The sequence below is a fragment of the Streptomyces sp. NPDC018610 genome, assembly GCF_044391765.1.
Lineage (GTDB): Bacteria > Actinomycetota > Actinomycetes > Streptomycetales > Streptomycetaceae > Streptomyces.
On sequence record NZ_JBISAL010000002.1, the window covers coordinates 26,044 to 49,176 of the forward strand.

The 23,133-nt window shown below is 73.5% G+C and carries 18 protein-coding genes and 1 pseudogene; 8 read left to right on the top strand and 11 right to left on the bottom strand.

Features of this window, described 5'->3' with window-relative positions:
- Positions 1 to 130 precede the first annotated feature (130 nt).
- On the top strand, positions 131 to 1,099 hold the full coding sequence (locus ACH5A8_RS05665) for an FAD-dependent oxidoreductase (protein WP_398998333.1): 969 nt from the start codon (positions 131 to 133) through the stop codon (positions 1,097 to 1,099).
- A gap of 13 nt (positions 1,100 to 1,112) precedes the next feature.
- Here the strand turns inward: ACH5A8_RS05665 and ACH5A8_RS05670 are convergent, their stop codons facing one another.
- Entirely contained in the window at positions 1,113 to 3,140 is a 2,028-nt protein-coding gene (locus ACH5A8_RS05670; RefSeq protein ID WP_398998335.1) for a Xaa-Pro dipeptidyl-peptidase, read from the bottom strand.
- Between the two features lie 205 nt (positions 3,141 to 3,345).
- Between ACH5A8_RS05670 and ACH5A8_RS05675 the strand changes: the two genes are divergently transcribed.
- Positions 3,346 to 4,839: a M1 family metallopeptidase gene (locus tag ACH5A8_RS05675; protein WP_398998337.1), complete on the top strand. Its 1,494-nt coding sequence runs from the start codon at positions 3,346 to 3,348 to the stop codon at positions 4,837 to 4,839.
- A gap of 33 nt (positions 4,840 to 4,872) precedes the next feature.
- Here ACH5A8_RS05675 and ACH5A8_RS05680 read toward each other — a convergent pair.
- Together ACH5A8_RS05680 and ACH5A8_RS05685 are read right to left on the bottom strand one after the other, a co-directional pair.
- Positions 4,873 to 5,351 (bottom strand): annotated as a pseudogene (locus tag ACH5A8_RS05680) (Appr-1-p processing protein).
- Positions 5,352 to 5,394: 43 nt separating this feature from the next.
- Positions 5,395 to 6,843: an amino acid permease gene (locus ACH5A8_RS05685; protein ID WP_398998339.1), complete on the bottom strand. Its 1,449-nt coding sequence runs from the start codon at positions 6,841 to 6,843 to the stop codon at positions 5,395 to 5,397.
- Positions 6,844 to 7,063: 220 nt separating this feature from the next.
- Between ACH5A8_RS05685 and ACH5A8_RS05690 the strand changes: the two genes are divergently transcribed.
- The gene (locus tag ACH5A8_RS05690; RefSeq protein WP_398998341.1) at positions 7,064 to 7,903 is read left to right on the top strand and encodes a MerR family transcriptional regulator; all 840 of its coding nucleotides are present in this window, start codon (positions 7,064 to 7,066) and stop codon (positions 7,901 to 7,903) included.
- 10 nt (positions 7,904 to 7,913) lie between these two features.
- Here ACH5A8_RS05690 and ACH5A8_RS05695 read toward each other — a convergent pair whose 3' ends face one another.
- The 3 genes from ACH5A8_RS05695 to ACH5A8_RS05705 all read right to left on the bottom strand — a co-directional run bounded on the left by ACH5A8_RS05695 (position 7,914) and on the right by ACH5A8_RS05705 (position 12,561).
- The gene (locus tag ACH5A8_RS05695; protein ID WP_398998343.1) at positions 7,914 to 10,103 is read right to left on the bottom strand and encodes a 3-hydroxyacyl-CoA dehydrogenase NAD-binding domain-containing protein; all 2,190 of its coding nucleotides are present in this window, start codon (positions 10,101 to 10,103) and stop codon (positions 7,914 to 7,916) included.
- Between the two features lie 46 nt (positions 10,104 to 10,149).
- Positions 10,150 to 11,364: an acetyl-CoA C-acetyltransferase gene (locus ACH5A8_RS05700; RefSeq protein WP_398998344.1), complete on the bottom strand. Its 1,215-nt coding sequence runs from the start codon at positions 11,362 to 11,364 to the stop codon at positions 10,150 to 10,152.
- A gap of 66 nt (positions 11,365 to 11,430) precedes the next feature.
- Positions 11,431 to 12,561, bottom strand: coding sequence for a CaiB/BaiF CoA transferase family protein (locus ACH5A8_RS05705; RefSeq protein WP_398998346.1), 1,131 nt, complete (start codon positions 12,559 to 12,561; stop codon positions 11,431 to 11,433).
- 339 nt (positions 12,562 to 12,900) lie between these two features.
- On the opposite strand from ACH5A8_RS05705, the gene ACH5A8_RS05710 reads away from it, so the two are divergent.
- Positions 12,901 to 14,079 carry a saccharopine dehydrogenase family protein gene (locus tag ACH5A8_RS05710; RefSeq protein ID WP_398998348.1) on the top strand — a complete coding sequence of 393 codons (1,179 nt, stop codon included), beginning with the start codon at positions 12,901 to 12,903 and terminating at the stop codon, positions 14,077 to 14,079.
- Between the two features lie 192 nt (positions 14,080 to 14,271).
- Here ACH5A8_RS05710 and ACH5A8_RS05715 read toward each other — a convergent pair whose 3' ends face one another.
- Positions 14,272 to 15,018 (bottom strand): endonuclease V, encoded by a 747-nt coding sequence (locus tag ACH5A8_RS05715; RefSeq protein WP_398998350.1) that lies wholly within the window; start codon positions 15,016 to 15,018, stop codon positions 14,272 to 14,274.
- A 245-nt stretch (positions 15,019 to 15,263) separates the two neighbouring features.
- Positions 15,264 to 15,590 carry a plasmid stabilization protein gene (locus ACH5A8_RS05720; RefSeq protein WP_398998352.1) on the bottom strand — a complete coding sequence of 109 codons (327 nt, stop codon included), beginning with the start codon at positions 15,588 to 15,590 and terminating at the stop codon, positions 15,264 to 15,266.
- Between the two features lie 305 nt (positions 15,591 to 15,895).
- Between ACH5A8_RS05720 and ACH5A8_RS05725 the strand changes: the two genes are divergently transcribed.
- Positions 15,896 to 16,312: an SsgA family sporulation/cell division regulator gene (locus ACH5A8_RS05725; RefSeq protein WP_398998354.1), complete on the top strand. Its 417-nt coding sequence runs from the start codon at positions 15,896 to 15,898 to the stop codon at positions 16,310 to 16,312.
- Between the two features lie 141 nt (positions 16,313 to 16,453).
- Here ACH5A8_RS05725 and ACH5A8_RS05730 read toward each other — a convergent pair whose 3' ends face one another.
- The gene (locus ACH5A8_RS05730; RefSeq protein WP_398998356.1) at positions 16,454 to 17,149 is read right to left on the bottom strand and encodes a GPP34 family phosphoprotein; all 696 of its coding nucleotides are present in this window, start codon (positions 17,147 to 17,149) and stop codon (positions 16,454 to 16,456) included.
- Between the two features lie 324 nt (positions 17,150 to 17,473).
- Between ACH5A8_RS05730 and ACH5A8_RS05735 the strand changes: the two genes are divergently transcribed.
- Together ACH5A8_RS05735 and ACH5A8_RS05740 are read left to right on the top strand one after the other, a co-directional pair.
- Positions 17,474 to 19,099, top strand: coding sequence for an ABC-F family ATP-binding cassette domain-containing protein (locus tag ACH5A8_RS05735; RefSeq protein WP_398998358.1), 1,626 nt, complete (start codon positions 17,474 to 17,476; stop codon positions 19,097 to 19,099).
- A 404-nt stretch (positions 19,100 to 19,503) separates the two neighbouring features.
- Complete coding sequence (locus tag ACH5A8_RS05740) at positions 19,504 to 20,478, top strand: acyl-ACP desaturase (protein ID WP_398998360.1); 975 nt, start codon at positions 19,504 to 19,506, stop codon at positions 20,476 to 20,478.
- Between the two features lie 50 nt (positions 20,479 to 20,528).
- Here the strand turns inward: ACH5A8_RS05740 and ACH5A8_RS05745 are convergent, their stop codons facing one another.
- The gene (locus ACH5A8_RS05745) at positions 20,529 to 20,774 is read right to left on the bottom strand and encodes a WhiB family transcriptional regulator (RefSeq protein ID WP_398998362.1); all 246 of its coding nucleotides are present in this window, start codon (positions 20,772 to 20,774) and stop codon (positions 20,529 to 20,531) included.
- A 205-nt stretch (positions 20,775 to 20,979) separates the two neighbouring features.
- Between ACH5A8_RS05745 and ACH5A8_RS05750 the strand changes: the two genes are divergently transcribed.
- Positions 20,980 to 21,774, top strand: a complete 795-nt coding sequence (locus tag ACH5A8_RS05750; RefSeq protein ID WP_398998365.1) for a VOC family protein — start codon at positions 20,980 to 20,982, stop codon at positions 21,772 to 21,774.
- Positions 21,775 to 21,784: 10 nt separating this feature from the next.
- Here ACH5A8_RS05750 and ACH5A8_RS05755 read toward each other — a convergent pair whose 3' ends face one another.
- Complete coding sequence (locus ACH5A8_RS05755; RefSeq protein WP_398998367.1) at positions 21,785 to 22,879, bottom strand: LacI family DNA-binding transcriptional regulator; 1,095 nt, start codon at positions 22,877 to 22,879, stop codon at positions 21,785 to 21,787.
- Positions 22,880 to 23,133: the final 254 nt, after the last annotated feature.

The window sequence follows — 23,133 nt, forward strand, 5'->3', positions numbered from 1 at the left end:
GGCCCCGCACCGGCCACCGGGCCCGTGCCGGGGCCGGTGCCGGGGCCGCGTGGCAGGCGGGGACGCCGTGGCTCCTTCCGGCGCGGGGGCGCGGTGGGCACCGCGTGACACGGTCGGCTACGGTCCTGACGTGGACGGTGGACCGGGCAGTGGGCCGAGTGACGATGTCGTGGTGGTCGGTGGCGGGGTCATCGGGCTGACCACGGCGCTCGTGCTGGCCGAGCGCGGCCGGCGGGTGCGGATGTGGACGCGTGAGCCGGCCGAGCGGACGACGTCGGCCGTGGCGGGCGCCCTGTGGTGGCCGTACCGGATCGAGCCGGAGTCGCTGGTCGGCGACTGGGCGCTCCAGTCGCTGGCCGTGTACGCGGGGATGGCCGCGCGCCCCGCGCGGACGGGTGTGCGGATGGTCGACGGCGTGCACGGCGAGACCCGCTTCGACGAGCTTGGCCCGTGGGCGGCGCGGGTGCCGCACCTGCGCGTGGCGTCGGCCGGCGAGTATCCGGGGACGGCGCTGTGGGGGCGGCTGCCGCTGATCGACATGCCGGTCCACCTGGCCTGGCTGCGGGAGCGGCTGCGGGCGGCGGGCGGTGTCGTCGAGGAGCGCACGGTCACGGATCTGTCCGCGGTGGACGCGCCGGTGGTGGTGAACTGCACGGGGCTCGGCGCCCGCGATCTGGTGCCGGACCCGGCGGTGCGGCCCGTGCGCGGCCAGCTCGTCGTGGTGGAGAACCCGGGGATCACGACCTGGCTGACCTGTGTCGACCACGCCGCGGCGGCCTCCGTCTACTTCTTTCCGCAGCCGGGCGGCCTCGTCCTCGGCGGGACGGCCGAGGAGGACGACTGGTCCCTGACGCCCGATCCGGCGGTGGCCGAGGCGATCGTCGCCCGCTGTGCCGCCCTGCGGCCGGAGATCGCCGGGGCGCGGGTGCTGGAGCACCGGGTCGGACTGCGGCCGGCCCGGCACGCGGTGCGCATCGAGCGCGAGGCGCTGCCGGGCGGGCGGATCCTGGTGCACCACTACGGGCACGGGGGCGCCGGGGTCACCGTGGCCTGGGGGTGCGCGCGTCAGGCGGCCGGGCTGGTGGGCCCGCCCGCCTGAGCCCGTCACCGGGTCACTGGCCGGGCACCCGCCGCGCGGCGCCCCCTTCCCGGACGGCGTCCGGGGACTTCACGGCGGGGAGTGCCGCGGATCCTGCCGCGCCGGCCGCCGTCGTGGCCCCCGTGGTGGCGCCCGCCGCAGTGCCCGCCGCGCCGCCCGCCGTGGCGCGGGCGAACGCCGCCGCGCCGCCGACCAGCGGGACCCTGGCCGACGTACGGGACAGGTCCACCGTGAGGGTGGGGGTGCTCGACGGAGGGTCGATGAGGTCCTTGTCGGTGCCCGCCACGATCAGCGCCAGGCGGTGGCCCGCGGGCACGACGTGGTCGGTCGCCGCCAGGTCGAGGGTGATCGTGTACGCCTTGCCGGGGGTGAGCGGACGGCCCCTGCCGTCGCCCGCGTAGTTCCCGAGGTCGGCCCAGCCGCGGCTGACGACCGTGTGGTCCACGGCCTTCGTCTTCGCCTTCGTCTCCTTGTAGCAGGCGCTGTCGCCCGCGGTGCTCGCGCCCCAGCAGGTGCGGTCGGCGAGGGTGGTGATGCCCTCGTCGGCGTCGCCGTAGTCGCGGATGGTGTCGGGGCCGAGGTCGACCAGGACGGCCGAGAGGTGGGCCGTGGGGGTGGTCGGCGTCGCGGTGACGGTCACCTCGGAGGAGCCGGCGAGCCGCAGGTCCCGGCTGAGCGGCCCGGTGACGAAGCCGGCCTTCTCCGGCGTCGGCCGGTCGACGCGCGCCGCCCAGTCGGTCTCGCTCAGCGAGGGATCGTCGGTGAAGGTCTCGGTGCCGCGGGCCGTGCGCAGACCGAGCGTGCCGACGCCCGCCCGGCCGCCGGGGGCGGGGCGCAGGGTGGTGGCGGCGGTGCCGCGCGGCGGCCAGAGGGCGGAGGTGGCCCACTGGTCGGGGTGGCGTTCGACGTCGGCCACGGGCTCGCGGTCGACGCCGTTGTCGTAGCCGAGCAGTTCGTGGTCGAACCAGCGGTGCAGGGTGTCGACGAAGGCGCCGCGGCGGTAGTCGAAGGGGTCGACGTGGCCGGTCTGGGAGAGCCAGATCTTGCGGTGCACGCCGTTCTCGGCGAGGGCGTCCCACCACTGGCCGAAGTTCTTGGTGCGGACGTTGAGGTCCTGCATGCCGTGGACGAGGAAGACGCTGGCCCGCACCTTGGCCGCGTCCTTGACGTAGTCGCGCTCGGTCCACCAGGACGTCCAGTCGCCGGTGCGCGGGGCGCCGTCGACCATCTTCCGCTGCACGGCGGCGCAGTGGGCGCGGGCGGCGTCGCTCTCGACGTAGTCGGACAGCCAGTCGGGACCGGAGTCGTACAGCGGGGCGCCCTGGGCGAAGTAGTAGTCGTACCAGGAGGAGATGGCGCTGATCGGCACGATGGTCTTCAGGCCCTTGACGCCGGTGGCCGCGACGCCGTTGGCGATGGTGCCGTCCCAGCTCTTGCCGATCATGCCGGTCTTCCCGTTGGTCCAGGTGGCCCTGACGGTGGTGGAGCCGGTGCGGGTGGTGTAGGCGCGGGCGCGGCCGTTCAGCCAGTCGATCACCGCCTTGGCGGACCGGACGTCGGACTTGCCGCCGACGTCGACGCAGCCGTCGGAGCGGTCGGTGCCGGCGAGGTCGACGCCGACGAAGGCGTAGCCGCGGGGCACGAAGTAGTTGTCGTAGAACAGCGGCATCTGGACGACGTGGCCGGCCGCGTCGTACGTCTTGGTCTGGCTCTCGTTGCCGCGCCCGCAGCAGGAGTAGTACGGGCTGGCGTCCATGATGACGGGCACTTTCCGGCCCCGCAGGGCGGGTTCGCGGGGACGGACGACATCGGCGGCGACGCGGTCGGTGCGTCCGTCGCCGTCGCCGTCGAGACCCGTGTCGACCCACACGGACTCGCGGACGGCGTCCGCGTAGGAGTAGACGGGCCGGCTCTCGCGCGGAGCCCGGCCGTCGTGCGGGGCGCCCTGCGCCGCCGCCGGGGTGAGGAAGGCGGCCGCCAGGACGGCGGTGGCCGTCACGATCAGCCATCTCCAGATGGTCATGCGCATGCTGTTCGGCATGAGCGGGACGGTACAGCGGACAACTCCCGTGCAGAAGAAGGCGACTGACGTGTCGCCCCATTCGCCGGGAAGAGACGGAGCCGCGTGCCCGGCGCATGTCGGCCGAATGGCGATCGTGTGACAAGGGTGGCCATGGACATGCCTGCGCCCACAGGGACTCAATAGGCTCCGAACAGACTTCACGTTCCTACGACTTGGAGCTGACGTGCACCGCAGAATCCTCGCGCCGGGCGCACTGGCGGCGGCCTCCCTCCTGCTGGCGATCCCGGCATCGGCCGCGAGCCACTCCCCCGGCGCGCCGGGCATCGGCGACCCCTACTACCCCGACTACGGCAACGGCGGCTACGACGTCTCCCACTACGACCTCAGGCTGAAGTACCAGCCCGTGACGGACGAGCTGGAGGGCACGGCGACGATCACCGCGCGGACCACGCAGGACCTCTCCAGCTTCGATCTGGACTTCCTGCTGGACGTGAGCGAGGTGCGGGTCAACGGCGCGAAGGCCGCCTTCACCGCGTCCGGGCAGCACGAGCTGGTGGTCACGCCGAGAACGCCGCTGGACAAGGGCACGCCGGTCACCGTGGTCGTCCGCTACAGCGGCGTTCCCTCCACGAAGAGCGCGTACGGCTTCACCACCTGGCACCGCACCCCGGACGGCGCGATCGCGGCCGACGAGCCCGAGGCCGCCTGGTGGTGGTTCCCGAGCAACGACCACCCGAGCGACAAGGCCACCTACGACGTGTCGGTGGCGGTGCCGGACGGCACCCAGGCGATCTCCAACGGCACCCTCCAGTCGACCTCGTCCCAGCTGGGCTGGACCCGCTACAGCTGGCGCCAGAACAAGCCGCAGGCGACCTACCTGGCCACGCTGGCGCTCGGGAAGTTCGACATCACCACCGGCGTCTCCGAGGGCGGGGTGCCCGTCGTCAACGCCTACAGCAAGGACCTCGGCGACAACGACGGGGCGGCCCGGGCGAGCGTGGAGCGCACCGGGGAGATCGTCGACTGGCTGAGCGACCGTTTCGGGCCGTACCCCTTCAGCTCGGCCGGCGGCTACGTCCCGAACACGACCACCGGGTACGCGCTGGAGACGCAGACCCGCGTCTTCTACAGCCCCAAGCAGTTCGCGAAGGGCTCCAACGTCTCGGTGGTCGTGCACGAGCTGGCCCACCAGTGGTACGGCGACGACGTGTCGGTGAAGGACTGGAAGGACATCTGGCTCAACGAGGGCTTCGCGACGTACGCGCAGTGGCTGTGGTCGGAGCACGAGGGCGAGGGCACGGCGCGGCAGCTCGCCGACTACGTGTACGCCTCGCACCCGGCCGACGACCCGTTCTGGACGGTCGCGCCCGGTGACCCGGGAGCGGACGACCAGTTCGACGACGCCGTCTACGACCGCGGCGCGGCCGCCCTCCAGGCGCTGCGCGACGAGGTCGGCGACACCGCGTTCTTCCGCATCCTGAAGGGCTGGCCGCAGGCGCACGCGTACGGCAACGCGTCGGTGGCCGACTTCGAGAAGTACGCGGAGCAGGTTTCCGGCAAGCCGCTGGCGGCCCTGTTCGACACCTGGCTCTTCCAGCCGACGAAGCCGGCCGCGTCCGCGGCCCGGTCGCTCGCCGGGGCGAAGGCGGGCGCGGCGATCGCGCGGCCGAAGTCCTGGAAGAAGATCGAGGCCGCCCACGAGGCGCACAGGGGATGAACGACGGCCGGGCGCCCCACGCGGGCGCCCGGCCTACCCCTCGTGGTCGTGGACCGTGACGGCGATCCCGCGCCGCACCGGCCGGTCCGTCATCAGCGGCTCGTTGCGCTCCCAGCTGCCACCGGCGAGGCCGCAGCCTGTACGGGGCATGTGCACGGAGGCGTCCAGCTCGACCACCCGATCGGCGAGCCTGCCGAGGGCCGTGTCGATCGCCTCGTACCGGACGGGGACGCCGTCGCCGCCCCTCGGGTGCCGCGCCGGCCGATCATGTCGGCCACCCACACGTCCCGCTCGGCCTGGACCAGCTGGACGGCGCCGAGGCCGAAGGCGTTCGCCGCGCGGCCACGGTGCCGGGCCCGGCAGGCGGCCTCCGGCTCGGGCCGGCGGCGGGAGAGGGCCAGGACGAAGCCCTCGCCCCAGCCCCCGATGTCATCGCGGACGTGGGCGATCGCCGTGACGCCCTTTGCCGACGGCGCGGTGGCGTCACCCCGGACATGGCCGATCTCCGGCATGACGCCACCGTAAGCGCTGCCACTGACAGTGGCGCCGGGCGGGCTACCGCGTGAGGGCGGACTCCTCGGTCACCCTGCGGCGCACCCCGAACCAGCCGGCCACCAGCAGGAGCGCGATCAAGGGGATGATGAAGAGGGTCTTGCGGCCCACGTCCGGGTCGTTCCACATCAGGCCGAGGCAGGCCAGCAGGAAGGCGACCGTGGCGATCTCGGTGACCGGGCTGCCGGGCAGGCGGAAGTTCGGACGGGTGATGAGGCCCGCCTTGGCGCGGCGGACGAAGACCAGGTGGCAGATCATGATGATCACCCAGGTGCTGACGATGCCGAGCGAGGCGACGTTCAGCACGATCTCGAAGGCCTGGCTGGGCACCCAGTAGTTCAGGCCGACACCGAGCACGCACACCGCGCAGGTGAGCAGGATGCCGCCGTAGGGCACCTGGCTGCGGCTCATCACACGGGTGAACTTGGGCGCGGAGCCCGCCATCGCCATGGAGCGCAGGATGCGGCCGGTGGAGTAGAGGCCGGAGTTCAGCGACGACATCGCGGCGGTGAGCACCACCAGGTTCATGACGTCGCCGGCCGCGGGCACGCCGATCTTCGACAGGACCGTGACGAAGGGGCTCTCGTCGCCCGAGTAGACCGAGCCCGGCAGCAGCAGCGCCAGCAGCACGACCGAGCCGACGTAGAAGAGGGCGACCCGCCACATGATGGAGTTCACCGCGCGCGGGACGACCTTCTCCGGCTCGGCGGTCTCGCCCGCGGCGACGCCGACCAGCTCCAGCGCGGCGTAGGCGAAGATCACGCCCTGCATGACGAGGACCACCGGCATCGCGCCGTGCGGCAGCAGCCCGCCGTGGTCGCTGATCACGCTCAGGCCCGGCGTGTGCCCGTCCACCTGGTGCTGGGTGGCCAGCAGGAAGATGCCGATCAGCATGAAGGCGACCAGGGTGGCCACCTTGACGATCGCGAACCAGAACTCCATCTCGCCGAAGATCTTCACCGAGATCAGGTTGACGGTGAGGACGACGGCGAGGGCGATCAGGGCCAGCACCCACTGCGGGATGGGGGTGAAGAAGCTCCAGTAGTGCGTGTAGAGCGCGATCGCGGTGATGTCGGCGATGCCGGTGGTCGACCAGTTCAGGAAGTACATCCAGCCGGCGACGTAGGCGCCCTTCTCGCCGAGGAACTCGCGCGCGTACGACACGAAGGAGCCGGAGGAGGGCCGGTACAGGACCAGCTCGCCGAGGGCGCGGACGACGAAGAACGCGAAGACGCCGCAGACCAGGTAGGCCAGGGCCAGTGCCGGTCCCGCGTTGTGCAGGCGGCCGCCGGCGCCCAGGAAGAGCCCGGTGCCGATCGCACCGCCGATGGCGATCATGTTGACGTGGCGGTGCTTGAGGTCCTTGCTGTACCCGGCGTCGCCCGCGTCGGCGGGGGTTCCGGTCGTCCCGGGATGTTCGACGACCGGCGCCGTGTGCACGTCCTTGCTCAAGGGGAAGATCCACTCTCTGGTGCCCCGGGCGGGGTGGGCCCGGGTGTCCGTACGTTTCCGGCCCGCACTGCCCATGGGCGCGGTACAGACCAGGAAACCAGCTTCCCAGCGAGATCACTTTCATGCGATGGCCGATGTCACAGAGCGGGACTTCTCACATGACCTGCGCAGATCGGTCACCGGCTTTCACACCAATGGTGTAACAGCGATACTGCTGCACATGACGACGACCGACACCGGGGAGCCGGCCCTCACGATCGACGAGCTGGCCGCGCGGGCCGGCGTCACGGTGCGCACGGTCCGCTTCTACAGCGGCCGCGGTCTGCTGCCGCCGCCCGAGATCGGTCCGCGCCGGGTGGGCCGCTACGGCAGGGACCACCTGGCGCGCCTGGCCCTGATCGAGGAGATGCAGCACCAGGGCATGACGCTCGCCGCGATCGAGCGGCACCTGCGCCAGCTCCCGCCGGACCTGACCCCCCACGATCTGGCCGTGCACCGGGCGGTCGTCGCCTCCTGGGCCCCGGAGAGCGTGGAGACGGTGTCCCGGCGCGAGCTGGGGCGGCGGGCCGGCCGGCCGCTCACCGACGAGGAGCTCGAGCGGCTGGCGGCGATGAACGTGCTGGTGCCGGACGGCCAGGCGTTCCGCGTCGACGCCGGGCTGTTCCGGCTGGGCGTGCGGCTGCTGGACGTGCCGCTGTCCCAGGAGACGATCCTCGCGGCCCGCACCGCGCTGGTCGAGCACGCGCGCGCCGCCGCCCGCGATCTGTCGGGACTGCTGCGCGACGCGGTCGTCGAGCGGGACACCGAGGACGTGAAGTCGCTGTCGGCCCATATGCACCCCCTGGTGGTGCAGGCGCTGCTGACCACCTTCCAGCGGTCGCTGAAGGAGGAGCTGCGGGAGTGGGTCGACACGGCCCGGGCGGAGGACGCGCCCTCCGGTGACACGGAGGGCGCGTCCTTCGGTGGTACGGAGGGCGCGCCGTCCAGGGATGCGCGGGAGGCGCCGCCCGGTCGCACGCGGGGCGCGCCGTCCGGTGGTGGGGACGCGTCCTCCGGCTGAGCGCGGCGGCTCAGCGGGCGTCGGTGAAGGTCTCCCCGCGCTCCGCCTTGGCCACCAGCAGGGCGGGCGGGGTGAACCGCTCGCCGTAGCGCTCGGCGAGTTCCCGTGCGCGGGCCACGAAGCCGGGCAGCCCGCCCTCGTAGCCGTTGACGTACTGGAGCACGCCGCCGGTCCAGCCGGGGAAGCCGATGCCGAAGATCGAGCCGATGTTGGCGTCGGCGACCGAGGTCAGGACGCCCTCCTCCAGCAGCTTGACCGTGTCCAGGGCCTCCGCGAAGAGCATGCGCTCCTGCATGTCCCGGAACGGGATCTCGTGCCCGGCCTTCGCGAAGTGCTCGCGCAGGCCCGGCCACAGGCCCGCCCGCCTGCCGTCCTCGCCGTACTCGTAGAAGCCGGCGCCGCCGCTGCGGCCGGTGCGGCCGAACTCGTCCACCATGCGGTCGATGACCGCCTCGGCGGGGTGGGCGGGCCAGGTGCCGCCGGCCTCCTCGACGGCCCGCTTCGACTCGTTGCGGATCTTGCGGGGCAGCGTGAGGGTCAACTCGTCCATCAGGGAGAGCACCTTGGCCGGGTAGCCGGCCTGGGCGGCGGCCTGTTCGACGGAGGCGGGCTCGATGCCCTCGCCGACCATCGCCACGCCCTCGTTGATGAAGTGGCCGATGACGCGGGAGGTGAAGAAGCCGCGCGAGTCGTTGACGACGATGGGCGTCTTGTTGATCTGGCGGACCAGGTCGAAGGCGCGGGCCAGGGCCTCGTCGCCGGTGCGCTCGCCCTTGATGATCTCCACCAGCGGCATCTTGTCGACCGGCGAGAAGAAGTGCAGGCCGATGAAGTCGCCCTGCCGCTCCACGCCCTCGGCGAGGACGGTGATGGGCAGCGTGGAGGTGTTGGAGCACAGCAGCGCGTCCGGCGCGACGACGTGCTCGATCTCCTGGAACACCTTGTGCTTGAGCGAGGGGTCCTCGAAGACGGCCTCGATCACCGCGTCGCAGCCGGCGAGGTCGGCCGCGTCGGCGGTCGGAGTGATGCGGGCGAGCAGCGCGTCCGCCTTCTCCTGGCTGGTACGGCCCCGGGAGACGGCCTTGGCGCACAGCTTCTCGGAGTAGGCCTTGCCCTTGACGGCCGCCTCCAGGGAGACGTCCTTGAGGACGACCTCGATGCCGGCGCGGGCGCAGCTGTAGGCGATGCCGGCGCCCATCATGCCGGCGCCGAGGACGGCGACCCTTGCGACCTTGCGGGGCTCGACGCCCTTGGGGCGGTTGGCGCCGGAGTTGACGGCCTGGAGGTCGAAGAAGAACGCCTGGATCATGTTCTTCGAGGTCTGCCCGGCGGCCAGCTCCACGAAGTAGCGGGCCTCGATGACCTGGGCGGTCTCGAAGTCGACCTGGGCGCCCTCGACGGCGGCGGCCAGGATGTTGCGGGGCGCCGGGTAGGGCGCGCCGCCCGTCTGCTTGCGGAGGTTGGCCGGGAAGGCGGGCAGATTGGCGGCGAACCTGGGGTTCGACGGGGTGCCGCCCGGGATGCGGTAGCCGGGCTTGTCCCAGGGCTGCTGCGACTGGGGGTTGGCGTCGATGAAGGCGCGCGCCTTGGCGATCAGCTCCTCGGGCGTGGCGGCCACCTCGTGGACGAGGCCGTTCTCCTGGGCGCGGCGCGCGTTGTACTGGGTGCCCTGAAGCAGGACCTTCAGCAGCGCGTCGGTGATGCCGAGCAGTCGTACGGTGCGCACCACACCGCCGCCGCCGGGGAGCAGGCCGAGGGTGACCTCGGGGCAGCCGATCTTGGTGCCGGGGGTGTCGAGGGCGACGCGGTGGTGGCAGGCCAGGGCGAGTTCGAAGCCGCCGCCGAGGGCCGCGCCGTTGATCGCGGCGACGACCGGCTTGCCGAGGGTCTCGATGCGGCGCATGTTCCGCTTGACGGCGAGGCCGCCGTCGAGCAGGTCCTGCGCGGTGTCGGGGGTGACGCGGATCAGGTCGCGCAGGTCGCCGCCGGCGAAGAAGGTCTTCTTCGCGGAGGTGAGGATGATGCCGCGGACGGAGTCCGGGTCGGCCTGGAGCTCGGCTTCGAGGCGGTCGGCGATCGCGGCGAAGGAGTCGCGGAACGCCTGGTTCATGGTGTTCGCGGACTGGTTCGGGTCGTCCAGGACGAGGGTGACGACGCCGGTGTCGTCCTGTTCCCAGCGGATGGTGTTGCTCTCGGTCATGTCAGGGGTCTCCGTTGAGGTCCGGTGCTGAGGGCTGCGCTGGGAGTCAGAGGCGCTCGACGACGGTGGCGACGCCCATGCCGCCGCCGACGCAGAGGGTGGCGAGGCCGTAGCGCTTGTCCTGGCGCTCCAGCTCGTCGACGAGGGTGCCGAGGATCATCGCGCCGGTGGCGCCGAGCGGGTGGCCGAGGGCGATCGCACCGCCGTTGACGTTGACCTTGTCCAGGGACAGGCCCATGTCCTTGACGAAGCGGAGGACGACGGCGGCGAAGGCCTCGTTGATCTCGACGAGGTCGATGTCGTCGATGGTGAGGCCGGCCTTGGCGAGCGCCTTGCGGGTGGCGGGGGCGGGGCCGGTGAGCATGATGGTGGGCTCGGAGCCGGAGACGGCGGCGGAGACGATCCGGGCGCGCGGGGTGAGGCCGTAGCGCTCGCCGACCTCCTTGGAGCCGATGGCGACGAGCGAGGCGCCGTCCACGATGCCGGAGGAGTTGCCGGCGTGGTGGACGTGGTCGATCTTCTCCACCCAGTGGTACTGCTGGAGGGCGACGGCGTCGAAGCCGCCCAGCTCGCCGATGTCCGCGAAGGACGGCTTCAGCTTGGCCAGGGAGTCGGCGGTGGTGCCGGGGCGCGGGTGCTCGTCGTGGTCGAGGACGACGAGGCCGTTGCGGTCCTTGACCGGGACGACGGAGCGCTCGAAGCGGCCGTCCTTCCAGGCCGCCGCCGCGCGCTCCTGGGACAGCGCCGCGTATTCGTCGACGTCGCGCCGGGAGAAGCCCTCGACGGTGGCGATCAGGTCGGCGCCGATGCCCTGGGGCACGAAGTTGACGGCGAGGTTGGTCATCGGGTCGTTGAACCATGCGCCGCCGTCGGAGGCCATCGGCACCCGGGACATCGACTCGACGCCGCCGGCGAGGACCAGGTCCTCCCAGCCCGAACGGACCTTGGCGGCGGCCAGGTTCACGGCCTCCAGGCCCGAGGCGCAGAAGCGGTTCTCCTGCACGCCGGCGACCGTGTCGGGCAGTCCGGCCGCGAGCGCGGCGATGCGGGCGATGTCGGAGCCCTGGTCGCCGACCGGGCCGACGACGCCGAGCACGACGTCGTCGACGGCCGCCGGGTCCAGGTCCGGGAAGCGGCGGCGGATCTCGTGGATGAGACCGACGACCAGGTCGATGGGCTTGGTGCCGTGCAGGGCGCCGCCTGCCTTGCCGCGCCCGCGCGGGGTGCGGATCGCGTCGTACACGTACGCTTCGGTGCTCACTGACAGGCCTTTCGATGAGGGTTTCGGTGGCTGTGCGGTGCGGAGGGGCGCGGCCGGGCCGCTCGGTCAGGCGTCCGCCGGCAGGTCCCAGTCGCGGGCCACCTCGGCCGCGTGGTCGCCGGGCAGGGCCGGGCCGGTGCGGACGGCGGTGGGGGTGGCCGAGAAGCGGGGCGCGGGGGCGGGCTGGGTGATCCCGCCGTGGTCGGTGAAGGTGCCGCGGGCGGCGAGGTGCGGGTGGTGCGGCGCCTCGCGCAGCGACAGAACGGGGGCCACGCACGCGTCGGAGCCCGCGAAGACGGCGGTCCACTCCTCGCGGGTACGGGACTTGAAGCGGGCGGCGACGGCCTCGCGCAGCTCGCCCCAGCGGGTGAGGTCGGCGTGCGCGCCGGCGAGGCCGGAGGGCAGGTCGAGGAGGGCGGCGAACTCGTCGTAGAAGCGCCGCTCCAGGGCGCCGACCGCCATGTACGCGCCGTCGGCGGTCTCGTAGGCGCCGTAGTACGGGCAGCCGCCGTCCAGGAGGTTGGAGCCGCGCCGGTCCTGCCAGGCGCCGGCGGCGAGCATGCCGTGGATCATCGCGCCCAGATGGGCGGTGCCGTCCACGATGGCGGCGTCCACGACCTGGCCGGCGCCGCTCTCGCGGGCGTGGTGCAGGGCGGCGAGGACGCCGACGACGAGGTAGAGGGAGCCGCCCGCGTAGTCGCCGAGGAGGTTGGCGGGGACGGCCGGGGGGCCGTCGGGGGCGCCGATCATGCCGAGGGCGCCGGTGACGGCGATGTAGGCGATGTCGTGTCCCGCGCGCGGTGCGAGCGGCCCGTCCTGGCCCCAGCCGGTCATCCGGCCGTAGACGAGCCGGGGGTTGCGGGCGTGGCAGGCCTCGGGGCCGACGCCGAGGCGCTCGGCGACGCCCGGGCGGTAGCCCTCGATGAGGACGTCGGCGCGCGCGACGAGGCCGAGGACGCCGGCCCGGCCCTCGGGGGACTTCAGGTCGAGGACGACCGAGCGCTTGTTGCGGTTGGTGACGTCGCGGGCCGGGTCGATGCCGAGGCCGGCGCCGCCGGGGCGGTCCACCCGGACCACGTCCGCGCCGAGGTCGGCCAGCAGCATCGCGGCGAACGGGCCGGGGCCGATGCCGGCCAGTTCGACGACGCGCACGCCGGTCAGCGGGCCGTGCCGCCCCGGCGTCTGTGCCGTTGCCATCCTGTGGGCCCCCTCGTCGCGACCACTGTGACACAACCGATGTGACACCGCCGATGTTAAGAACGTGTTCCACCCGGCACAAGCCCCGCACGAGCAAGCGCTTAGCCAAGGCGCACCGAAGTCGTACCCGGCGCGGCGCCGGCCGTACCAGGGACCACCCCCTCGCCGCCGCACCCCGGGAGGCCGGCGCACTCCCTCGCCACGGTTCCCGGCGGCCGGCGCGCCCTCCTTACCGTGAGCGCGCCGGCGGCCGGCGCACCCCCTCGCCGTGAGCGCTCCGCGCCCTCGCGCTAGCCTCGGCCACCGACAGCGGCGCGGGCTGCGGGAGCGAGGGGTGTCATGAGCAGGCTGAAAAGGTCGGAGCGTCCGTACGACGTCGTGCTCTTCGGGGCCACCGGTTTCGTGGGGAGGCTGACCGCCGAGTACCTGGCGGCGCACGCCCCCGAGGGACTGCGCTGGGCCGTGGCGGGCCGCAGCGAACGCAAACTGGAGGAGCTGCGCGAGCGGCTGCCCGGCGGGGCGTCCGTCGGGGTGCTGCGGGCGGACGTGGCCGAACCGGACTCCCTGCGCGCGCTGGCCCGGCAGGCGCGCGTGGTGGCCACCACCGTCGGCCCCTACGTGACGTACGGCGAGGAGCTGGTCGCCGCCTGCGCTGACAGCGGTACGGACTGTCTGGACCTGACCGGCGAGCCCGAGTTCGTGGATTTGGTGTATGTCCGGCACGACGCACGCGCGCGGGAGACGGGGGCGCGGCTGGTGCACGCGTGCGGGTTCGACTCGGTCCCGCACGATCTCGGCGTGTACTACACGGTGCGGCAGCTGCCGGAGGGCGTGCCGCTGACCGTGGACGGGTTCGTCCGCGTCGACGCGGCCTTCTCGGGCGGCACGTTCGCCTCGGCGCTGGGCCAGTTCTCCCGTCCGCTGCGGATGCGGGCCGCCGCGCGGGACCGGGCGCGCCACGAACCGCGGCTGGTGGGGCGGCGGGCCTCGGCGCCGGTGGCCGCGCCTCGGTTCGCCGGGGAGGTCGGCGCGTGGGCGCTGCCGCTGCCGACCATCGATCCGCAGATCGTGGTCCGCTCCGCCCGGGCTCTGGAGCGCTACGGCCCCGACTTCCGCTACCGCCACTACGCGGCCGTACGCCGCCTGCCGGTCGCCGTGGGTGGGGTCGCCGCCGTGGGAGCCCTCGCCGCCGCGGCCCAACTCGCGCCCGTGCGCGACTGGTTGTCCGGCCGGCTCAAGCCGGGGGACGGACCGAGCGCCGAGAGGCGGGCCAGGAGCTGGTTCTCGGTGCGGTTCGTGGGCGAGGGTGGCGGCCGACGGGTGCTCACCGAGGTCGCGGGCGGCGACCCCGGCTACGACGAGACGGCGCGGATGTTCGCCGAGTCGGCCCTGTGCCTGGCCCTGGACGACCTGCCCGCCACGGCCGGCCAGGTGACGACGGCCGTGGCGATGGGCGATGCCCTCATCGACCGGCTGCGCGCGTCCGGCCTCACCTTCCGCACGGCGGCGGCCCGCTAGGGCCGCGGCAGGCAACGTTTGCCCGTCAAGGAGCGGCGTCCGGTGCGTGCTCTCGCCGTGCCGGCCGGAAGCCCTCGTACTGGACGTACTCGGGCTTTCGGCCGGTGCGGCGAGTGGGGGTCCCCCCTGCTCGAAGAGCTTGGGGGAGGCGTGCCGGGCGTCGCGACGGGGCGAACGTCGCCTGTTGCGGCACTAGGGCCTGTCTGACGCATCCCCGTCGTTCGCCCGCGGGGCGGGCCTCCCGGGTCCTCCGGTGGCCTCCCGCAGGGCGCGGCGGCACAGGGCGTCGGCCCGGAGGGTGGTCTCCGGCAGGCGGTAGGCCGGGGTCAGGGCGAGGGTGTGGGCGCAGGCGTCGTCCAGCGTGGTGCGGTGGCCCACGGAGACGAAGACCGGCTTGACGCCGTCGCGGGTGCGCAGGGCGCGGCCGACCTCGTCGGCGCCGGCCAGCAGCGGGGAGGCGCTGCCGCGCGCGGTGCCCGGGTCGTCGTAGGCGAAGGTGAACGGGTTCTTGGCGACGCCGATCGTCGGGAGGCCGGTCAGGACGCCGAGGTGGCTGGCGAGGCCGAACCGGCGGGGGTGGGCGAGGCCGTAGCCGTCGCAGACGACCAGGCCGGGCGGGCGGTCCAGGGCGTCCAGGGCGGCGAGCACGGTGGGGATCTCCCGGAAGGCCAGCAGTCCGGGCACGTAGGGGAAGGAGATCCGGCCGACGGCGGTGGCCTCGGCGACCACCCGCAGCGTGGCCGCGTCCAGCACGACGGCGGCCGCCGCGACGACGTCCCGCTCGTCGTCGTAGGCGACGTCCACCCCCGTGACGTGCCCCGTCCCGGGCGGCGGGCCGGGCTCGTCCAGCACCACCCGCGCGCGCAACTCGTCCTGCACGGCACGTGCCTGTTCCGTCGTCGCGGGCCAGCCCGCGGGTATGCCTACGGTCGTCGTCATGGTGGTGACGAGCGTACGGCTTCGCCGACCACGGCGGATGCGGCGGGGCCGTGCCGGGGGCGGCCGGCGTGGCGGGGCGACTCGCGGAGGCTGTCCGGTTCACGGGGCGCGTCGCCAGGCGGGTCCGCGGAGATCGGGCCCAGGGAGGCGACGCGGGCGGCGCGCGGGGGCCGCGTGCGGGAAGCCGGCGCGGGCGGGCTCGCGGGAGGCCGGGCGCGGGGCCCGTCCTGCCCGCGGGCCCGGCATCAGCCCTTGTCGAGCGCCTGCCGCAGCTGCTGCTTGTTCATGTCCGAGCGGCCGTGGATGTCGCGCCGCTTGGCCTCCTCGTAGAGCTGGTCGTAGGTGGGGCCCTCGGAGCCCCGGCCCGAGCGCTGTCCGCCGCGCTTGCCGGAGGACATGTCCTGTGTAGAGGTGCGGCTGGAGGTCTTCGACTCGCCCGAGCGGGCACGCTCCTTGTTCACCGTGCGGGCGGCGATCTCCTTGGCGCGGCCGGTGCTCTCGCCCCGGTCCTGCGCGCTCTCCTTGATGTGCTCGTACTGGCGCTCCCGCTTGGAACTGGATCCGCGTGGCATGCCGTTCACTTCCTCTCTGTCAAGGGACGGATACCCGCATCCTGGAACAGTTCGTCATATCAGGCGATATTCAATCCCCCAGTCGAGCGAAGTGTCCCTTGTCGCCGGATACCCGGGGGCCGCGCACGCGAACGCGGCCGGAGCGCGTAAGGCGGATCACGTCCGTGCATGAAGGCGGTGACAGAGGTCACTCGCTTCTCGTGTGCACGGACCGGCTGGTTCCGTCGTCTCCTCCAGTGCCCGGCCTCGTCCACCCGAACGTCCGTCCAGCCGTCGTACGTCATACGTCACAAGGGAGCAAGGCGTTGTCCACCGTCATCGAGCAGCCCGTCGAGGCGCGCCTCGTCGCCGCCGCGCCGCGGATGCCCAGCATTCCCGCCACGCTGCACTACGACCGCCGGGACCCGTTCGCCGTCCGCATGACCTTCCCGGCCCCGGCCACCCTCGAAGGCGTCGAGGTCTGCTGGACCTTCGCCCGCGAGCTCCTGGAGGCCGGTCTCGACGAGCCCGAGGGCGACGGCGACGTGCGGGTGCGGCCGTACGGGTACGACCGCACCGTCCTGGAGTTCCACGCCCCCGAGGGAACCGCCGTGATCCACGTCCGCAGCGGTGAGATACGCCGGTTCCTGCGGGCCGCGAGCGAGCTGGTGCCCACCGGTCTGGAGCACCTTCAGCTGGACCTCGACCACGGCCTGGCCGAGTTGATGCGGGACGCCTGCTAGGTCGTTCACCCGGGTCCGGACCCGAATCCGGGTCCGGACCCGTGCCGGGAGTGACGGACGGAGCCGGTGGCCCCGGTCCCGGCCGCCGGCCCGCGCGGAACGGCCGTCCGGGCGGAGTGCCCACATCGACCCGATGGCCGGTCAGCCCGCCGCCGAAGCGGCGGGCGCCGTCGTCGCCTCGGTGAGCGCCGCGCGGACCTCGCTGACGACGCCGCGCAGGGCGGGGGCCGCCGCCGCGCCGCGTTCTGCCAGCTCCTCGACGCGCCACCGGTCGGGCTCGCGGCCCGGATCGGGAACGACGGTGCGCAGCCGCGCCGCGGCGGCTAGGGCGACCGCGGCGGCGGTCCGCTCGGCGACCTCCGCGGCCGGGCGGGCCCCTTCCAGTGCCTGCCGGGCCTCCGCGCGCAGCGCCTCCGCCGCGGCGACGCGCTCCAGGCCGTACGCCACGGACGGGAAGAGCCCGAGGACGCGCCGCCTCTCGGTGCGCAGGTACCCCTCGGCGGCCAGCTGCTCCCGCAGGTCCGCGAGGGTGTGCCGGGCGCGCAGCGTCACCCAGGTCCCCCAGCGGCGGGGGCAGGATTCCCGCACCAGGTCGAGGAGGCCGTCGAGCACCGCGTCGCCGGAGCGCGAGTCCAGGTCGACGGGGGTGGCGACGCCGTCGTCGTCGACGAGCAGCCCGCTGAGGGCCAGCTCGGTCAGCGCACCGGCCCGCACCAGGTGGCACAGGTGCGGGGCGTCGGGGGCGTGCTGCCGGTCGGTGTCCCAGGCCAGCAGGCACAGGCGGGCCGGCAGCGAGAGCGGGGACGGCGGGAGCGGACCGTCGGACACGTCGGACACGGGGCGGGCCTCCTTCGCACGGTGGGCCCGGGGGCCGGCCCACGCCGGTAATTCGTTGACAGCCGCACCGGCCCGCTCGTACGGTTTACAGCGGTCCTGTTGCCGTCGATTGGAGAAGGACGTTGCTCGTCTGAGGTCCTGAGACACCGCGTCACACCGAACAGGTGTGTGCGTCGCGTGCGACCTCGGCGTCCGAGCCGTCCTCCGGAAGACCGGCCCAGGGCTTTTCTCATGCCCCGCGGCTCCTCTCCCACACGGCGTCCCGCCCAGCGGTGTCTCGACACGCGTCTGCCCCAGACCGCACCCAGCAACCGCGAGGCGCCCATGTCAGCATCCGTCACCTGTACCTCCCTGTCCTTCTCCTGGCCCGACGGCACCTCCGTCCTCACCGGCCTCGACATCGCCTTCGGCCCCGGCCGCACCGGACTCGTCGGCGTCAACGGAACCGGTAAATCGACCCTGTTGAAGCTGATCGCGGGCGAGCTGACGCCGTCCGACGGCGTCGTCCGCGTCACCGGCGAGGTCGGCCACCTCCCGCAGAACGTCACGCTCGCCACCGGCCTGCGGGTCGACGAGGCCCTCGGCATCGCCGCGCGGCGGGCCGCCCTGCACGCCATCGAGGCGGGCGACGCGGCCGAGGAGCACTTCGAGGCCGTCGGCGACGACTGGGACGTCGAGGAACGCGCCCTGGCCACGCTCGGCGAACTCGGTCTCGGCCACATCGGCCTGGACCGCACCGTCGGCGACGTCTCCGGCGGTGAGTCGGTGCTGCTGCGGCTGGCCGCGCTGCTACTGCGCCGCCCGGACGTCCTGCTGCTGGACGAGCCGACGAACAACCTGGACCTGTACGCGCGCCGGCGGCTGTACGAGGCCGTCGCGGCCTGGCCCGGCGTGCTGGTCGTGGTCAGCCACGACCGCGACCTGCTCGAACTGGTCGACCAGATCGCCGACCTGCGCGCCGGTCGGGTCACCTGGTACGGCGGCAACTACTCGGCGTACGAGGAGTCCCTCGCCGTCGAACAGGACGCCGCCGAGCGGATGGTGCGTGTCGCCGAGGCCGATCTGCGCCGACAGAAGCGCGAACTGGCCGACGCACAGGTCAAGTTGGCCCGCCGCAAGCGGTACGGGCAGAAGATGTGGGACAACAGGCGCGAGCCGAAGATCGTGATGGGCGCGCGCAGACGGGCCGCCCAGGAGTCCGCCGGCAAGCACCGCATCCTGCACGAGGAGAAGCTCTCCGCGGCCAGGGAACGTCTGGACGAGGCGGTGGAGGCGGTGCGCGACGACGACGAGATCCGCGTCGAGCTCCCCCGCACGGCGGTCCCGCCCGGCCGTGACGTCCTCACCCTGCGGGACCTCCGGCCGGCGTACGGCGCGCGTGTGACCGGCGGGCTCGACCTGCGCGGTCCCGAGCGGGTGGCGCTGGTCGGGCGCAACGGCGCGGGCAAGACGACCCTGCTGCGCACCATCGCGGGGGAACTGCCGCCGGTGTCCGGCGAGGCGGTGGCACATGTGCCGCTGCGGTTCCTGCCGCAGCGGCTGGACGTCCTCGACGACGAGCTGAGCGTCGTCGAGAACGTGGCCCGGTTCGCGCCGGACGCCACCGCCAACCGGATCCGGGCCCGGCTGGCCCGCTTCCTGTTCCGGGGCGCCCGGGCCGACCGGAAGGCGGCGACGTTGTCGGGCGGCGAGCGCTTCCGGGCCGCGCTGGCCGCGCTGATGCTGGCCGAGCCCGCGCCGCAGCTGCTGCTGCTCGACGAGCCGACGAACAACCTCGACATGGCGAGCGTGCGCCGGTTGACGAGCGCGCTGGAGTCCTACGAGGGCGCGCTGATCGTGGCCGGCCACGACCTGCCGTTCCTGCGGTCCATCGGGGTCACCCGCTGGCTGATCGTGGAGGAGGGGGAGTTGAGGGAGACCACGTGGGAGGCGGTCGCGGCCACGGCGTGAAAGCGCGACGAGGACCGTGTACCCGGCCCGGAACACCGGGGGCCGGGTACGCGGCGTGCGCGGGGCGGGGTCCGCTGCGCGAGTGGGACTCGGCGTGCGGGGCGGGCTCCGGTGCGCGAGTAGGACTCGGCGTGCGGGGCAGGTGTCGTACGGTCGCCGCGTGACGTCCGCGCGTCCGGATCGTTCGGCTGGGGTCCGGCCGGGTCCGCTCACGTACCGTCATGCGCCCTGGTGCGGTGGCCTGATCAGCGGTCTTTACAGCCGCCTTAACCTACGGCTTCGTAACCTACGGGTTCGTAGCCTACGATCCCGTAGGTTCCCGGCACCGCTCGCCGGTTCGCTTGTCCGTCCCCCGCTTGTCTGTGCCGGCTCCCGCCCGGCTCGCACGTCCCCCTGGAGTCTCCATGACGATCACTTCCCCTCACCTCGGCAGCCCGTCCGTCTGGACCGACGCCCGGCTGCTGTACGCGCTGGAGGAAGTGGTCGAGAACGAACTCAACCGGCACCTCAAGGTCGCCAAGGACTGGATGCCGCACGAGTACGTCCCGTGGAGCGACGGCCGCAACTTCCCCGGTATCTTCGCCGACGGCGAGGCGTGGGACAAGGAGCAGTCCAAGGTCACGGAGATCGGCCGGACCGCCCTCGTCGTCAACCTGCTGACCGAGGACAACCTCCCCAGCTACCACCACGAGATCGCCAGCCTCTTCGGCCGCGACGGGGCCTGGGGCACCTGGGTGCACCGCTGGACGGCGGAGGAGGGCCGGCACGGCATCGTGATGCGCGACTACCTGCTCGCCTCGCGCGCGGTCGACCCGGACAAGCTGGAGCGGTTCCGGATGGCGCACATGAGCGAGGGCTTCGAGTCCGACAACAGCCACTCGATGCTGCACTCGATCGCCTACGTCGCCTTCCAGGAGCTCGCCACCCGCATCTCGCACCGCAACACCGGCCACCAGTCCGGCGATCCCGTGTGCGACCGCATGCTCGCGCGCATCGCGACCGACGAGAACCTGCACATGGTCTTCTACCGCAACCTGCTCAAGGCGGCCTTCGAGATCGCCCCCGACCTGACCATGCAGGCGGTGCGGGACGTGGTGGTGAACTTCCGCATGCCGGGCCACAGCATCCCCGGCTTCGAGCGGGCCGCGGCGCAGATGGCCATCGGCGAGGTCTACAACCTGCGCATCCACCACGACGACGTGCTGCAGCCGGTGCTGCGCTTCCTGAAGGTGATGGAGATCGACGGCCTCGGCCCCGAGGGCCGCCACGCGCAGGAGGAACTGGGCCTGTTCCTGGGCGGGCTGAACGCGGAGGCGTCCAAGTTCGACGAGAAGCTCGCGGCGCGCAAGGCACGGATGGCGGCGCGCGCGGGCGCCTGACCGCCCCCGCTCTCCGCCCCGGCTCCGGGACCGCCTCCGGGACCGCGCGCCTAGCGCGCGGTCCGGCGCAGGCTCAGCCGCTCCTTCTCGGACAGGCCGCCCCACACGCCGAAGCGCTCGTCGTGCGCCAGCGCGTACTCCAGGCAGGCCGGGCGCATCTCGCACATGGCGCAGATGCGCTTGGCCTCGCGGACGGAACTGCCCGGCTCGGGGAAGAAGAAGTCGGCCCCGGTCTGCGCGCACAGGGCCTGGGCCTGCCAGGCGGGGTCGGCCGGAGTGATGGTCTCGGTGTGCATGATCGAGAGCGTGGCAGGCGGCGAAAAACGTTCGATCAACGCGCGCTCAACGCCGCACCCCGGGGCCGCCGGCCACCTCGATGATGGCCCGGCGGCGACGGCCGCGCACGGCGGCGCGCCCGGCCGCGCGCCCCGGCGGCGATCGCCGGTGGGCGGTGCGAGACTCGGCAGAGCAGACAGCGGGTCCCTTGCGAGGAGGGCGCAGATGCTCACCACCCGTTTCGTCGACGGCGCTCCCGTCTGGACCGACGTCGGCGCCTTCGACCTCGACGGCGCCCGCGCCTTCTACGGCGGGCTGTTCGGCTGGGAGTTCCGGCCGGCGGGGCCCGGGGACGGCGGTTACGGCCTCTTCCGGCTGGACGGCCGGACCGTGGCCGGCTGCGCGGGGCTCGCGGCGGGGCAGGGGCCGCCCTCGTGGACCGTGTACTTCCGCAGCGCCGACGCCGGGGCGACCGCCCGAAACGCCGAGCGGGCGCACGGCACGGTGCTGGTCCGCCCGACGGATGTGACGGACCAGGGGCGCATGGCGGTCCTCGCCGACCGGGCGGGCGTGGCGTTCGGGCTGTGGCAGCCGGGGCGGACCGGGGGCGTGGATCTGGCGGGCTCCCCCGGCGCGCTGTGCTGGGTCGAGCTGTACACGCCGGACGTCCCGGCGGCCGCCGCCTTCTACCACCTGGTGCTGGGGCTGGAGACCTCCGCGGCGTCCTTCCCCGGTGGCACGTACACGTGCGTCAATCCCGCCGAGGGCGGCGCGGACGCCATGTTCGGCGGCGTCGTCCCGCTCGCCGACGATCCGGTGGAGGCGGCGGCCGGCGCGTACTGGCTGCCGTACTTCGCCGTCGAGGACGCGGACGCCGCGGTCGCCCGGACCGGCGAACTGGGCGGTACGGTCCGCGTGCCCGCCACCGACATCCCGGGCGTCGGCCGCGTGGCACGGCTCGCCGATCCCGCCGGCGCCCGCTTCGCCGTGCTCCGGCCCGCCCCGCGCCGGGAACCCTGAGCGACGGGCCCTAGGCCGAGGCGCGCCGCACCAGGGTCGTCGGCAGGACGACGCTGCGCGGCCCGTCGCCTGCGTCCTCGCCGGTGTGCTCACCGGGCTGCGGCCGGTCCAGGCCGCGCAGCAGGAGACGGGCCATCAGCCGCCCCATCTCCTCGATGTCCTGGCGCACGGTCGTCAGCGGCGGATCCGTCTGCTCGGCCACGGGCAGCATGTCGTCGAAGCCGACCACGGCGACGTCCTCGGGCACCCGCAGCCCGCGCTCGCGCAGCGCGCGCAGGGCGCCGGAGGCCGCCAGGTCGTTGGCGGCGAACACGGCGTCGAGGTCCGGGCGCCGGTCCAGGAGTTCGCGCAGGGCGCGCTCGCCTCCGGCGGGGGTGAAGTCGCCCTGGACGATCAGCTCGGGGCCGGCGTCGCCCATGACGTCCCGGAAGCCGTCGAGCCGGTCCACCGCCGAGGTCTGGTCGAGGGGACCGGCGATGTGCCCGATCCGGGTGCGTCCGGTGCGGAGGAGATGGCGCACGGCCTCGCGCGCCCCGCCCCGGTTGTCGCTGTCGACGTACACCACGGCGCGCCCCGCGCCGGCCGGGTCGGGTTCGCGGCCGGGGGCCCCGGGCTGCGGGCCGTCGCTCCAGCCGGGCCGCCCGCCGAACACGGTGGGCACTTCGGCGCGCCGGATCAGCCCGGGCAGCGGGTCGTCGAGGTGCAGGGAGAAGACGAGCGCGCCGTCGACGTGGCCGCCGGCCAGGTAGCGCCCGACCCGGGCATGGTCCTCGCGCCCCTCGGTCAGCAGCAGGACGAGCTGGGCGTCGTGCGCCGTCAACTCCTTGCTGATGCCGCGCAGTTGCAGCGCGAAAAAAGGGTCGGCGAAGACCCGGGTCTCCGGTTCGGCGATGACCACGGCGACGGCGTCGTGGCGCTTGGTCACGAGGCTGCGGGCGGCCTGGTTGGGCACGTACCCGAGTTCCGCCACGGCGCGCCGGACCCGTTCGGCCAGCGGTTTCCTGACGCCCTCGGCGCCGTTGACCACCCGGGAGACGGTGGCCCGGGAGACCCCCGCCCGCGCGGCCACGGCCTCCAGCGTGGGTCGCGACGCTGTCTCGGACACTTGCGCACTCCTCACCGCGGGACGCGGATCAGGATAGCGGCGCGGCGGACGGGGCCCGGGACGCGGCCTCGGCCGGCGCCCTCGGCCGGCGACGCTCCAGGGTCTTTCGAGAGGCCATGGGGCCTGTCTGACGAATCCCCGTCGCCGCGAGCCAGGCGGGAATGCGTCAGAGGGACCCTACGAACGTCGACAACGCTCGTGATCGATACACCTGGTGCCGCGGCAGGTGACGTTTGCCCGTCGAGGAGCGGCGT

What these genes read in the sequence shown, in the direction of transcription:
- ACH5A8_RS05670 (WP_398998335.1), bottom strand. Translation starts at nt 3,140, where the DNA reads ATGCCGAACAGCATGCGCATGACCATCTGGAGATGGCTGATCGTGACG.
- ACH5A8_RS05690 (WP_398998341.1), top strand. Translation starts at nt 7,064, where the DNA reads ATGACGACGACCGACACCGGGGAGCCGGCCCTCACGATCGACGAGCTG.
- ACH5A8_RS05695 (WP_398998343.1), bottom strand. Translation starts at nt 10,103, where the DNA reads ATGACCGAGAGCAACACCATCCGCTGGGAACAGGACGACACCGGCGTC.
- ACH5A8_RS05705 (WP_398998346.1), bottom strand. Translation starts at nt 12,561, where the DNA reads ATGGCAACGGCACAGACGCCGGGGCGGCACGGCCCGCTGACCGGCGTG.
- ACH5A8_RS05710 (WP_398998348.1), top strand. Translation starts at nt 12,901, where the DNA reads ATGAGCAGGCTGAAAAGGTCGGAGCGTCCGTACGACGTCGTGCTCTTC.
- ACH5A8_RS05715 (WP_398998350.1), bottom strand. Translation starts at nt 15,018, where the DNA reads ATGACGACGACCGTAGGCATACCCGCGGGCTGGCCCGCGACGACGGAA.
- ACH5A8_RS05720 (WP_398998352.1), bottom strand. Translation starts at nt 15,590, where the DNA reads ATGCCACGCGGATCCAGTTCCAAGCGGGAGCGCCAGTACGAGCACATC.
- ACH5A8_RS05735 (WP_398998358.1), top strand. Translation starts at nt 17,474, where the DNA reads ATGTCAGCATCCGTCACCTGTACCTCCCTGTCCTTCTCCTGGCCCGAC.
- ACH5A8_RS05740 (WP_398998360.1), top strand. Translation starts at nt 19,504, where the DNA reads ATGACGATCACTTCCCCTCACCTCGGCAGCCCGTCCGTCTGGACCGAC.
- ACH5A8_RS05745 (WP_398998362.1), bottom strand. Translation starts at nt 20,774, where the DNA reads ATGCACACCGAGACCATCACTCCGGCCGACCCCGCCTGGCAGGCCCAG.
- ACH5A8_RS05750 (WP_398998365.1), top strand. Translation starts at nt 20,980, where the DNA reads ATGCTCACCACCCGTTTCGTCGACGGCGCTCCCGTCTGGACCGACGTC.